Annotated in this window: 12 protein-coding genes; 8 read left to right on the top strand and 4 right to left on the bottom strand. The window is 63.5% G+C overall.

The genetic code is table 11. The features are described 5' to 3' along the window. The first annotated feature begins 65 nt into the window (after positions 1-65). Positions 66-1,085: a glycosyl transferase family protein gene (locus MGMSRV2_RS19910; protein ID WP_024082186.1), complete on the top strand. Its 1,020-nt coding sequence runs from the start codon at positions 66-68 to the stop codon at positions 1,083-1,085. Beyond that, on the top strand, positions 1,082-2,473 hold the full coding sequence (locus MGMSRV2_RS19905; RefSeq protein ID WP_024082185.1) for a cobyrinic acid a,c-diamide synthase CobB: 1,392 nt from the start codon (positions 1,082-1,084) through the stop codon (positions 2,471-2,473). Before MGMSRV2_RS19910 ends, MGMSRV2_RS19905 begins: the two co-directional genes overlap by 4 nt. Positions 2,474-2,486: 13 nt before the next feature. On the opposite strand, the gene MGMSRV2_RS19900 is transcribed toward MGMSRV2_RS19905, so the two are convergent. Together MGMSRV2_RS19900 and MGMSRV2_RS19895 are read right to left on the bottom strand one after the other, a co-directional pair. After that, positions 2,487-3,422 (bottom strand): DnaJ C-terminal domain-containing protein, encoded by a 936-nt coding sequence (locus MGMSRV2_RS19900; protein ID WP_242410791.1) that lies wholly within the window; start codon positions 3,420-3,422, stop codon positions 2,487-2,489. 62 nt (positions 3,423-3,484) lie between these two features. Next, positions 3,485-3,961 (bottom strand): RT0821/Lpp0805 family surface protein, encoded by a 477-nt coding sequence (locus MGMSRV2_RS19895; RefSeq protein WP_024082183.1) that lies wholly within the window; start codon positions 3,959-3,961, stop codon positions 3,485-3,487. Between the two features lie 124 nt (positions 3,962-4,085). On the opposite strand from MGMSRV2_RS19895, the gene pdxH reads away from it, so the two are divergent. Next, complete coding sequence (gene pdxH, locus MGMSRV2_RS19890; RefSeq protein ID WP_024082182.1) at positions 4,086-4,673, top strand: pyridoxamine 5'-phosphate oxidase; 588 nt, start codon at positions 4,086-4,088, stop codon at positions 4,671-4,673. Next, complete coding sequence (locus tag MGMSRV2_RS19885; RefSeq protein ID WP_024082181.1) at positions 4,670-5,593, top strand: cation diffusion facilitator family transporter; 924 nt, start codon at positions 4,670-4,672, stop codon at positions 5,591-5,593. The genes pdxH and MGMSRV2_RS19885 overlap by 4 nt, the downstream gene beginning before the upstream one ends. 33 nt (positions 5,594-5,626) lie before the next feature. Here MGMSRV2_RS19885 and MGMSRV2_RS19880 read toward each other — a convergent pair whose 3' ends face one another. Both MGMSRV2_RS19880 and ndk read right to left on the bottom strand, forming a co-directional pair. Beyond that, positions 5,627-6,109 carry a helix-turn-helix domain-containing protein gene (locus MGMSRV2_RS19880; protein WP_024082180.1) on the bottom strand — a complete coding sequence of 161 codons (483 nt, stop codon included), beginning with the start codon at positions 6,107-6,109 and terminating at the stop codon, positions 5,627-5,629. 272 nt (positions 6,110-6,381) lie between these two features. Continuing rightward, on the bottom strand, positions 6,382-6,804 hold the full coding sequence (gene ndk / locus MGMSRV2_RS19875) for a nucleoside-diphosphate kinase (RefSeq protein ID WP_024082178.1): 423 nt from the start codon (positions 6,802-6,804) through the stop codon (positions 6,382-6,384). A 150-nt stretch (positions 6,805-6,954) separates the two neighbouring features. On the opposite strand from ndk, the gene MGMSRV2_RS19870 reads away from it, so the two are divergent. The 4 genes from MGMSRV2_RS19870 (at position 6,955) to MGMSRV2_RS19855 (ending at position 12,425) form a co-directional block, all read left to right on the top strand. Further along, entirely contained in the window at positions 6,955-8,844 is a 1,890-nt protein-coding gene (locus MGMSRV2_RS19870; RefSeq protein WP_024082177.1) for an ABC-F family ATP-binding cassette domain-containing protein, read from the top strand. Between the two features lie 33 nt (positions 8,845-8,877). Next, complete coding sequence (locus MGMSRV2_RS19865) at positions 8,878-10,608, top strand: sensor histidine kinase (RefSeq protein ID WP_024082176.1); 1,731 nt, start codon at positions 8,878-8,880, stop codon at positions 10,606-10,608. A 142-nt stretch (positions 10,609-10,750) separates the two neighbouring features. Continuing rightward, positions 10,751-12,019, top strand: coding sequence for an HD domain-containing phosphohydrolase (locus tag MGMSRV2_RS19860; protein WP_024082175.1), 1,269 nt, complete (start codon positions 10,751-10,753; stop codon positions 12,017-12,019). A gap of 196 nt (positions 12,020-12,215) precedes the next feature. Further along, the gene (locus MGMSRV2_RS19855; protein ID WP_024082174.1) at positions 12,216-12,425 is read left to right on the top strand and encodes a hypothetical protein; all 210 of its coding nucleotides are present in this window, start codon (positions 12,216-12,218) and stop codon (positions 12,423-12,425) included. The last annotated feature ends 257 nt before the right edge of the window (positions 12,426-12,682 follow it).

The raw sequence follows: 12,682 nt of genomic DNA, 5'->3' as shown, positions 1-12,682 counted from the left end.
CCTGTTTCCCCATTCCTATATTAGCGTATCATGCTGATAAGATTTCCAGCCAGGAGGCCCGTCCCGTGAGCCATTCAGCCCCGTCGCCGCAAGAACACCCCTTTGCCCAATACGTGCGCATCCTGGGCAAGGGGCCGAACCTGTCGCGACCGCTGACTTTGGACGAGGCCCGCGCCGCCATGGGCATGATCATGCAAGGCCAGGTGGAACAGGCGCAATTGGGGGCGTTTTTGTGCCTGCTCAGGGTCAAGACCGAATTGCCGGAAGAGGCCGCCGGCCTGGCGCTGGGCATCAAGGACCACCTGAACCTGCCGGCCAACCTGCCCGCCATCGACGTCGATTGGGCGTCCTATGCCGGCAAGTCGCGGCAATTGCCCTATTACATCCTGGCGGCGCTGTGTCTGGCCCAGCACGGCATCAGCGTCTTCATGCACGGGGCCGAGGGCCATACCGCCGGGCGGGTCTATACGTCGGAAGTGCTGGCGGCGCTGGGGGTGCCGGTGGCGGAAAGTTTCGCCCAGGCGGCGGAGCACCTGAACCGGCATAAATTCGCCTATATGACGTTGGAGCATCTGTCGCCGCCCTTGCATCAGGTCATGGGCCTGCGCCAGTTGCTGGGCCTGCGTTCGCCCATCCACACGGTGGCGCGCATGGTCAATCCGCTGAACGCCGCCTTCTCCATCAACGGCGTCACCCACCCGCCCTATATGCCGGTGCACCAGCAGGGCTCGCGCCTGATGGGCGAGCGGGCCATGGCGGTGTTCAAGGGCGATGGCGGCGAGGTCGAGCGCCGCCCGGAAAAGCCCTGCGAGGTGATGTTCCTGCAAGACGGCGAAGCCGGGGCCGAGGATTGGCCGGCCCTGGTCTCGGGCGTGCGGGAAAAAGAGGAAAGCCTGGATCTGGCCCGCCTGACCGCGCTGTGGAGCGGCGAAGTGGTCGATGAAATGGCCGCCGCCGCCATCGCCGGCACCATGGCCATCGTGCTGCGTTATTCCGGTCGAGCCCAATCGGTGGCAGAGGCCGAGGGCGCCGCCCAGGTGATGTGGCGCGACCGCATCAAGACGGCGCTGCCGGGCCGGGCATGAGCTATCGCCCCGCCCCCCGGCTGCTGATCTCGGCGGCACATAAATCGTCGGGCAAGACCACGGTGAGCGTCGGCCTGACCGCCGCCCTGACGGCACGGGGATTGCGGGTGCAACCGTTCAAGAAGGGCCCCGATTATATCGACCCGCTGTGGCTGGGCGCCGCCAGCGGGCGGCAATGCCGCAACCTGGATTTCCACACCCAGCCGCCCAAGGAAATCCGCGCCCTGTTCGACAGCGCCAGCCTGGACGCCGATCTCAGCCTGATCGAGGGCAACAAGGGCCTGTTCGACGGAGTCGACCTCGAGGGCGCCAATTCCACCGCCAGTCTGGCCCATTGGCTGGATGCGCCGGTGGTGCTGGTGGTCGATACCTCGGGCATGACCCGCGGCATCGCCCCGCTTCTGCTGGGCTATCGCAATTTCGACACTGGCTTGCGCATCGCCGGGGTGATCCTCAACAAGGTCGGCGGTCCTCGGCACGAAAAGAAACTGCGCGAGGTGGTCGCCCATTATACCGGCATTCCGGTGTTGGGCGCGGTGCAGCGATCCGGGGCCATGCGCATCATGGAACGCCATCTGGGATTGGTCCCCGCCAACGAGGCGGAACAGGCCGCCCAGGCCGTCGCCGCCTTGCGCGATTGCGTCGCCGATCAGGTGGATCTGGACGCGGTCATCGCCCTGGCCCGCGACACCATCCCCATCGAAACCTCGCCCCATCACCCCCCTGCCCTGCCCACCGCCGATGTGACCATCGGCGTGGTCCGCGACGCCGCCTTCGGTTTTTACTACGCCGACGATCTGCTGGCCCTGCAACGGGCCGGGGCGCGGCTGGTGTTCATCGACGCGCTCAAGGATGCCAAGCTGCCGGAAAACCTGGACGGCTTGTTCATCGGCGGCGGCTTTCCCGAAACCCAGGCCCAGGCGCTTGAGGCCAATGTGGGCTTGCGTGCCGATCTGGCGGCCAAGGCCGGCGGCGGCCTGCCGGTCTATGCCGAATGCGGCGGACTGATGTATCTGTCGCGCGCCATCGTCTGGAACGGCGAACGCCGGCAGATGGTCGGCATCATCCCCGGCGACGCGGTGATGCATGCACGACCGCAGGGGCGCGGCTATGTGCGCCTGCGCGAAACCGCCCATTTCCCCTGGCCGCGGCTGGAACCCGGCCCCGGCATCACGCCCGCGCACGAATTCCACCATTCCCGCCTGGAGAATCTGGAGGGCGATCCGCGCTTCGCCTACGAGGTGGTGCGCGGCGCCGGTATCGGCCAACACCGCGACGGACTGGTCATCGGCAACGTGTTGGCCAATTACGCCCATATGCGCAGCGTCGGCGCCAGCCCGTGGGCGCCGCGCTTCGTCCAGTTCTGCCGCACCGTCAAAAGCGGCTAGGGGGATACGGAATCTAAACCATCCCCGCCTTGGCACGGGGGTCATAGCCGTTGCGTGCCCCCCATTTCTCCACCAGCTTGGCGAATTCGGCATCGTTTTCCGGCAGCACCACCTTCAGCGTCACCAACTGATCGCCGCCATCGATGCCTTTGCCCTTCAAACGCATGACCGTACCGGTATTGGCATTGGCCGGGATGGTCAGCATCACCTTGCCGTGCACGGTGGGCACCGGCACCTTGCCGCCCAAAACCGCTTCCTGCACCGAAATGGGCAGGTCCAGCAGCACATCCTTGTCGCGACGGACGAAATAGGGGTGGCTTTCCACCTTCAGGTCGATGAAGGCGTCGCCGTCGGCATCGCCCATGAAACTGGGATAGCCCTGACCCTTGAGACGCAACGACTGGCCATCGACGGCGCCCACCGGGATCTTCACGTCCAGCGACTTGCCCGACACCAGGGTAACCCGCTTGGTCGCCCCCAAGGCGGCGTCCATGAAAGTGATGGTCAGAGCGTGGTGGGCATCCTCGCCCTTGGTGGCGTGGCCGGCCTGGGCGCCGGAACGGTGCGATTGCTGACGTCCCTTTTCCTTGCGCCGCATCATCTCGGACAGGATGTCGTCCACATCCTCGCCAAAGGAAAAGCCGGACGAGGTGCGGGCATTGCGGAAACCCGCACCAGCCCCCGCCCCGGCACCGGCTGATCTCCAGGTGCGGCGCTTGGCCGCACCCGTGGCGTCGATCTCGCCATTATCGTATTGCCGGCGCTTTTCCGCGTCCGACAGAAAATCATAGGCCGCCGAGATATCCTTGAAGCGTTCCTCGGCCCGGGCGTCACCGGGATTGACGTCGGGGTGCAGCTCGCGCGCGAGCTTGCGATAGGCTTTTTTGATGTCATCGTCGGACGCGGACTTGGCCACACCCAACACCAGATAGGGGTCCTTCACCGGCATCATCCTTGGGCAATGCAAAAGGGCGGCAGATGCCGCCCCCCTGTTCTGCCAGAAAACGCAGATTACTTCACCACCTTCCATGATCCATCAGGCTGGCGGCAGGCGGTGCCATAGGCCTGTTCGCTCTGACCGCCGATGCTGACCGTGCTTTGGTACTCGCGGCAATAATTTCCCGACTGGTCACGACCGTCGCGCGTCGGCGTATACGTGCCGGAATTGCCGCTCTCGGGATTGTTCCAGGTAATGGTCTGCCCCACCGGCGCCACATGGGCGCGGGTTTCCGCCTGCGCCGCGTATTGCTGATCGGCGCGATCCAGGCTTTTGCCCACCTCGGAACCGACGAAAGCGCCGAGCAAGGTGCCGATGGCGGTCATAGCCAGATTGCCGGTTCCTTTGCCGAATTGCGCCCCGGCCACGGCGCCGCCGACACCGCCCAGGACGGTACCGCCGGTCTGCTTGGGACCGTAATCGCTGGAGCAAGCCGCCAACAGAACGACGACGACGGCGGCGGGAATGGTCTTTTTCAACAAGGTGATCATGGTTGTCATGCCTTACAAGAACGGGGCATTACCAAATTGACACGGAATTGGGGCTGTTTTTGGGCGGACGGGCGGGCTAAAAAGGAGGGCATCGGCTTCAGCCTTCCCTCCTCCCAGGAGCGTCATGTCCGCCATGGAAAACGATCCGTTCTCGTTGTTCGGCAAATGGATGAAAGAGGCCGAGAAAAACGAGCCCAACGACCCCAACGCTATGGCGTTGACCTCCGTTGACGGCGAAGGCCGCCCCAGCAGCCGTATGGTGCTGCTGAAGGGCTGGGATGCCGATGGCTTCGTCTTCTACACCAATCTGGAAAGCCGCAAAGGCTGCGAAATCCGGGCCAATCCCAATGTCGCTCTGCTGTTTCACTGGAAAAGCCTGAAGCGCCAGATCCGCATCGAAGGCGCAGCCCAGCCGGTGACGACGGAAGAGGCCGATGCCTATTTCGCCAGCCGCCCGCGCATCAGCCAGATCGGCGCCTGGGCGTCACTGCAATCGCGCCCGCTGGAAGGCCGCTTCGAGTTGGAACGGCGCGTCGCCGAGTTCACCGCCAAATTCGGCCTGGGCGAAATCACCCGTCCGCCCCATTGGTCCGGCTTCCGCGTGGTGCCCCGCGCCATGGAATTCTGGCATGACCGCCCCTTCCGCCTGCATGACCGCTTTTCCTATGGCCGCGACGGCGATGGCTGGTCCGCCCGGCACCTGTTCCCATGAACACGGCCCCCGCCCCCCGCGCCGACAACGAGCGGCTGATGCGGCTGGCCACCTATGCGTCGGTGGCTACCGCAACCATCCTGATCATCGCCAAGCTGGCCGCCTGGGCCATGACCGGGTCGGTGGCCATCCTGTCCACCTTGATCGATTCGGCGCTCGATGCCGCCGCGTCCCTGGTCAATCTGTGGGCGGTCCGTCATGCCCTGACCCCCGCCGACCACGACCACCGTTTCGGCCACGGCAAGGCCGAGCCCCTGGCCGGACTGGGGCAGGCCGCCTTCATCCTGGGCTCGGGCGCTTTGCTGCTGGTGGAGGCGGTCAAACGCTTCTTTCAGCCCGAGGAAGTCACCCAGGGTTTCATCGGCATCGGCGTCATGGTGTTTTCCATCGTCATGACCCTTGGGTTGGTGATGTTCCAGAAATTCGTCCTGACCCGCGCCCGCTCGGTGGCCATCGCCGCCGATTCGCTGCATTACAGCGGCGACGTGCTGATCAACGGCAGCGTCATCATTTCGCTGGGATCGGGCATGGTATTGGGCTGGACCTTCCTCGATCCACTGTTCGCCATCGCCATCGCGCTGTTTTTGCTGTGGAACGCCTGGAGCATCGCCATCGGTTCCATGGACATGCTGATGGACCGCGAATTGTCCGAGGACGAACGCGCCCGCATCATCGACATCGCCAAATCCCACGACGAGGTGTTGGGCCTGCACGATCTGCGCACCCGGCTGTCGGGACAGATCGGCTTCATCCAGATGCATTTGGAACTGGACCCGCAATTGCCGCTGGTCCGCGCCCACGCCATCGCCGATGGGGTGGAAAAGGCCATCGAGGCGGCCTTTCCCAATTTCGAGGTGATCATCCATCAAGACCCCGCCGGCATCCGGGAAAGCCATCCCGGCGCCGACGATCGGGTCTGAAGACCGCCGACCCCAGCCGGCGGGACACGGCCTTCAGCCTTCGCTATCCTCGGGCGCGGCCAGGGTATGGGCCAGTTCCTGCACCTGCCGCCGGACATTGGGATCCTTGATGCGGGTATAGGCGCGGACCAGTTCCAGGGTTTCCCGCTGGGCCAGGATCGCTTCTTCCGATTCCGGCGGATCCTCGGTGGCACGCACCATATGGCGGGGGCTGGCCGCCATGGTTTCGTCGTTCATGTCGTCGAAAAAATAACTGACCGGCACGTCCAGCACCCGCGACAGGTCATAAAGCCGCGATGCGCCGACACGATTGGCGCCGCGTTCGTATTTCTGCACCTGCTGGAAGGTCAGGCCCAAGGCCTCCCCCAGTTTTTCCTGGCTCATCCCCAACAGCGTGCGGCGCAACCGAACCCGGTTGCCCACATGCACGTCGATGGGATTTGGCTTTCCCGACGGCGTACGCCCGCGACTGGCGCGGCGCGATACTCCGGCTCGCTTACGAACTAACTCAACCATAGTGTGGTCCCCAAACATGGCGGAAAGAACCGTCCCCAATCCCTTCCCCGATGATCGTCCCGCCCCCGGCCTGTGCACACCCCCTTGGACGGGCAGACCGACGACAACCTGCTTAATAAATGCATCATATCGTCTAGGGCAAGCCACGTGTAGCGGTAATGCACAACCGAAACTTAGGAACCTCAACTATCCCAAGGGATTAGACCCTGAAACGCAAAACGCCCCCGGATTGCTCCGGGGGCGCTTCAAACGCTGTGCGTAAATCGCGGTGTTTAGCCGACGATTTCACTCTGAGCGAAGAAATAGGCGATCTCGGTCGCGGCGTTTTCAGCCGAGTCGGAACCATGCACCGAATTGGCTTCCACCGATTCGGCGAAATCGGCGCGGATGGTGCCGGCGGCGGCGTTGGCCGGGTTGGTGGCGCCCATGATCTCGCGGTTCTTGAGAACGGCGTTTTCGCCTTCCAGAACCTGCACGACCACCGGGCCGGAAATCATGAAGGACACCAGTTCACCGAAGAACGAACGCTCGCGGTGGACGCCATAGAAGGCCTCGGCCTGTTCCTTGGTCAGGCGGACGCGCTTTTGGGCGACGATGCGCAGGCCGTTTTCCTCGAAGCGGGCATTGATCTTGCCGGTCAGGTTGCGGCGGGTGGCATCCGGCTTGATGATGGACAGGGTGCGTTCGGTAGCCATGTTGGTCATATCCTTGAAGTGGCGGTCGGGCGCGCGCCAGCCATCAGGCCGGCACTGTAGGAAGCCCAGAGCGGGCGGGTTATAACCCTATTGATCGCCAAGGGCAACAACCTCGTGGCGAAGGGGCCGTAGCCGTGATAGGAAGCGGGCATGCTGCATATCAACGATCTCGTCTTTCGCATCGGCGGTCGCGCCTTGTTCGATCAGGCCACCGTGCATATTCCCGCCGGCGCCCGCGTCGGCCTGGTCGGCCGCAACGGCGCCGGCAAATCGACGCTGTTCAAGCTGATCCTGGGTGAATACGCCGCCGATGGCGGCGATATCTCCATCCGCCCGCGCGCCCGCGTCGGCCGGGTGGCACAGGAAGCCCCCGAGGGCGAGACCACTTTGCTGGATTGCGTGCTGGGCGCCGATACCGAACGCAGCCAATTGCTGGAAGAGGCGGAAACCAGCCACGACCCCCACCGTCTGGCCGAGGTGCATGAACGCCTGAACGCCATCGACGCCCATTCCGCCCCGGCCCGAGCGGCGGCCATCCTGGCCGGCCTCGGTTTCGGCGCGGAAGCCCAGGCCCGCCCGGTGTCGTCCTATTCCGGCGGCTGGCGCATGCGCGTGGCCCTGGCCGCCGTGCTGTTCATCCGCCCCGACCTGATGCTGCTGGACGAACCCACCAACCACCTGGACCTGGAAGCCACGCTGTGGCTGCAAGCCTATCTGGCCACCTATCCCGGCACCTTGGTGGTGATCAGTCATGACCGCGAATTGCTGAACGAGGTCTGTAACCGCATCGTTCATCTGGACCGCACCAAGCTGGTGCCTTATGGCGGCAATTACGACGATTTCGAGCGCACCCGGCGCGAAAAGATGGATCTGGCGGCCAAGGCCCAGGTCAAGCAATTGGAACAGCGGCGCAAGATCCAGGGTTTCATCGACCGCTTCCGCGCCAAGGCGTCGAAGGCGCGCCAGGCGCAAAGCCGGGTCAAGATGCTGGAACGCATGGGGCCGGTGGTGTCGGTGATCGAGGATCGCGGCATGAGCTTCGATTTCCCCGATCCCGAACCCATGAGCCCGCCGATCATCGCCATCGACAACGGCATCGCCGGCTATGGCGACAAGACCGTACTGTCGGGTCTCAACATCCGCGTCGACATGGATGACCGCATCGCTCTGCTGGGCGCCAACGGCAACGGCAAGTCGACCCTGTCAAAGGTGCTGTCGGGCCGCCTGAAGCTGCTGGCCGGAGACATGCATCGTCCGGCCAAGCTGCGCATCGGCTATTTCGCCCAGCATCAGACCGACGAACTGAACATGGCGGCCACCCCTTACGACCACATGGCCCAATTGATGAAGGACGCTCCCGAAGCCAAGGTGCGCGCCCAGTTGGGCCGCTTCGGCTTCGAACAGGACCGCGCCGACGTCAAGGTCGCCAACCTGTCGGGCGGCGAGAAGGCCCGGCTGTTGTTCGCGCTGATGAGCCGTGACGCCCCCCATCTGATGATCTTGGACGAACCCACCAACCACCTGGACATCGACGCGCGCGAGGCCCTGGTCGCCGCCCTCAACGCCTATGACGGCGCCGTGGTGCTGGTCAGCCACGACCCCCATCTGGTGGAACTGGTGGCCGACAGCCTGTGGCTGGTGGCCGATGGCAAGGTCGCGCCCTTCGACGGCGATCTGGCCGATTACCGCAAATTCCTGCTCGATCAGGCCCGCGACGCCCGCCGTGGCGACAATGTCGGCGGCGAGCGCGCCGCCTCTGGCAACCGCAAGGACGAACGGCGCGCCGCTGCCGAAGCCCGCGCCCAGACCGCGCCGTTACGCAAGAAAGTCCAGGACGCGGAAAAACGCTTGGAAAAGCTGGGCGGGGACAAAACCAAGATCGAAGCCAAGCTGGCCGATCCCAAATTGTATAGCGGTCCGGGCGAGGCGGTGGCCAAGCTGCAAAAGGATCTGGCCGAACTGGACCGCGCCATCGCCAATACCGAAAGTGAATGGCTGGAGCTGCATGAACAACTGGAAGCGGCGACGGCAAACGCCTAGACTGCCGCGGCGTTTGAACATCAGCGGGACAGTATGACCGAGAACGCCCAGGACCAGGGCACCATCGCCCCGCCGCCGAAGACCGTCGCACCGCGCCAGACCTTGCGCGCGTTGATCGTCAGCGTCGCCGTGCTGGTCATCATCGCCTGCGGCCTGTTCCTGGCTTATCTGCGCGGCGAAGCCCTGCGCAATGCCGAGGAGCGGGCCACTTCGGTGGCGCGGCTGCTGGAAGAACACATCACCCGCACCTTCCGCACCGCCGATTTCATCGTCGAGCAGGTGGCGGTGCTGGGACGCAGCCAGCCCATCGATCAATTGGCGGCGTCGGAAGCGGCCTGGATGCGCCTGACCGAATTGAAGCGCGGCATGCCCGAGCCGGGCACCTTGTGGATCATCGACAAGGACGGCAACACCAGTCTGGGCACCCTGACCTTCCCGGTGCGTTCGGTGTCGGTGAAGGACCGTTATTATTTCAGCGCCCATCTCGAAAAACGCCGTGATCTGGTCATCGGCCCGTTGCTCACCGCCAAGCAGCGCGACGCTCAGGCCTTTCACCTGAGCCGCCGCATCGACGATGCCGACGGCAATCTGGTCGGCGTCGCCGCCGCCGGCTTCGACGCCATCACCTTCACCGATTTCTATCGCAATCTGGGCCTGGGCCCGCATTCAGTGCTGACCGTGGCCGGGACGGACGGGCGCATCATCCTGCGCCAGCCCGACCCCGAACAATGGTCGCAAACCGCCCTGCCCGCCGGCCCCTTGCTGAATGCGGTGCAATCCGGGCGGGTGCGCGGGGTGCTGCGCATGGTCTCGCCGCTGGACGGTGTCGAGCGGGTGCTGGCCTATCGGGTCTTGAACGATTTCGGCGTCATCGTCTCCACCGGCATCGCTCTTGACGACGTGCTGTCCGATTGGTGGGACACGGCGCTTTTGACCATCGCCGCAGTGACCATGTTGATGGGATTGCTGGGCTGGCTGACCGCCATGACCTTCGATAGCCTGAAACGGGAAGAGGAACTGATCCAGGGGCTGGAGGAAACCGTCCGCGCCCGCACCCGCGAAGCCGAGCAGCGGGCCGAGGAAGCCCGGCGCGCCAATGACAGCAAGACCCGCTTCCTGGCCGCCGCCAGCCACGATCTGCGCCAGCCCTTGCAGGCGGCGGGCATGTTCGTCGAGGCACTGTCGGCCCGCCTGGGCGACAGCCCACACCAGAACATCGTCGACAAGATGCGCCAAAGCGTCGACGCCACCCAAGCCTTGCTGGCGACGCTTTTGGACGTGTCGACCCTGGAAGCCGGACATATCGAACCGTCACCGACCAGCTTCCCCCTGGCGCCCATGCTCATCGCCCTGACCGAGCAATTGGAGCCCGAGGCGACCAAGCGCGGCTTGCGGCTGCGGGTCGTCCCCACCGATACGGTGGTGATTTCCGATCCGGTCCTGCTGGAACGCATCTTGCGCAACCTGCTTTACAATGCGCTGCGCTATACCAATCAGGGCAGTATCCTGCTGGGCTGCCGCCGTCGCGGCACCCATATCGCCATCTGCGTGATCGATACCGGTATCGGCATCCCCGAAGACAAATTCATCGCCATCTTCGAGGACTTTTCCCGTCTTGGCGTCAAGGGCCATGGCGCTGATCGCGGCCTGGGCCTGGGGCTGGCGGTGGTACGCCGCATGACCGAATTGCTCGATCACGGCATCGAGGTCAAGTCGCGGGTGGACAAGGGATCGTGCTTCTCCGTCATCGTCCCGCGGGTGTGACGACCGCGACCGTTTACCATCCATTCAAATCCGCCACCAACCGTATTCAAGCGCCAAGCGTATGATTACGCACACACGGGATTGATGTTTCCCGCCTCATCGCCACCTCAATAGGTAAGCCGTGTCCTCCTTGGATATTCCCATGAACAGGCAAAGCGTCCCGCCCCAGGATTTTGACGGCCTGTCCATCGATTTGGGGCGGGTCGCCCATACGGTGACCAAGGCCTTGGATTATGTGGGCGTCGATGACAAAAGCCATGGCCGCCGCGTCGGTCTGATGTGCCATCGCATCGCCCATTTCCTCGGATGGGACCGCCAGACCCGGCATTTCATGATGATTGCCGGCATGATCCACGATTGCGGGGTGTCGTCCACCGCCACCCACCAGAAACTGATCGATGAGTTGGAATGGGAAGGCGCCGACGACCATTGCCGGCGCGGCGCCGCCTTCGCCCAGGGATTCGCCCCCTTCGCCCCCTATGCCACCGTCATCCGCCACCACCATGCCCGCTGGGCCATGCTGCCGCAAAGCCTCGATGAACGGACACGGGAATGCGCCAACCTGGTGTTTCTGGCTGACCGTTTCGACGTGGTGCGCGCCACCTACTTGCAAAATCACCGCAACCATCAGGTTCTGCGGGCCCGCGACACCCTGCTGGCCACCCTGGCTCCGCATGTGGGCACCTTGTTTTCACCGCATCTGTTTGAAGCCCTGGCCCAGGCCATGCGCCGCGACAGCTTTTGGATCGAGTTGGAAGACGAGTTTCTCGACGCCGCCATCTTCGAGACGTTGGGACATTGGGATCATTGCCTGCGGCTGGGCTTCGACGACATCATCGCCCTGGGGGAAATGATCTCGCACATCGTCGACGCCAAAAGCCCGTTCACCCATTATCACAGCCTGCGGGTGGCCGATCTGGTCCACACCCTGACCGAGCGCCTGGGCTTCGACCCCAAGCGGCGCCAGATGTTGCGCATGGCCGCCTTGCTGCACGATGTCGGCAAATTGCGCACCCCCGATGAAATATTGGAAAAACCCGGCGCCCTCAGCGACGACGAACACGACGTCATGCTGCGCCATCCGCTGGACACCAAGATCGTGCTGTCGGCGCTGTTTCCCGACACCCCCATCGCCCGCTGGGCCGCCCATCACCACGAAAAGCTGAATGGCACCGGCTATCCGTTTGGCTGGCATGGCGAACATATCGACAGCGAAACCCGTCTGCTGACCCTGTGCGACATTTTTCAGGCACTGTGTCAGATGCGCCCCTATCGCGGTCGGCTGTCGGTCGACCAGGTCATCGCCATTATGGACAAGATGTGCCTGTCCGGCGAGTTGGACCCGGAATTTTTCCAGCTGGTTCGCGTCCATCAGGATGAACTTTATCTTGTCGCCATCCGCGAGGGGTGATGACAAGAAATATACAAAGCAAAACCACATATCAACAAGGTCAACAGCAATACACAATGTGTACGTCCATTAACAATTGCACTTTAAATTGATGCCAATACCCCTGGACACGATCACTTTTTAATCGCACTCTTGTGAACAGCAGCCCCTCTATGTATAGGGCGCTGATGGGTTACAATCATTCATGGGGGTTTCTATGCTTAAGGACATGCTGGACAAGGCTTTCGAGAACAAGCCGGTGGCCGAAGTGGCCAAGGCTTCGCCCGCCGCTTTGCAGGGTATCTCGGATGCCGGCGCCGAAGCCTTGAAGAAGCACCTGGGCATCTCGTCCATCGAGGATCTGGCGACCAACAAGTACGTTCTGTGGGCTCAGGCGATCACCACGCTTGCGACCATGAATAAGTAATCGCGTCTGGCCGTTGGCGGGGTCACCCCCGGACAACGAACCCCACTTCCCACCAGGAAGTGGGGTTTTTGTTGCCTGTTTATTTGGCTAGGCCCAAGGGGCCGCGCGGCTTATGCCGCGGGAGGCAAGGGTTGCCGAGCAACCCGCCCGCCGCTTGAGGCCGTCGCTGACCGGTTCCGATCAGCGGGATATGATATAAAGTCGCCGACCACCCCTTGCAGGAAAGCAGTCCCGGCCATGGTGTTTCGTCTTCCCGA

Source organism: Magnetospirillum gryphiswaldense MSR-1 v2 (genome assembly GCF_000513295.1).
GTDB lineage: Bacteria > Pseudomonadota > Alphaproteobacteria > Rhodospirillales > Magnetospirillaceae > Magnetospirillum > Magnetospirillum gryphiswaldense.
Note: the sequence above shows the minus strand (reverse complement) of the source record. Positions and strands in the feature narration are given on the sequence as shown.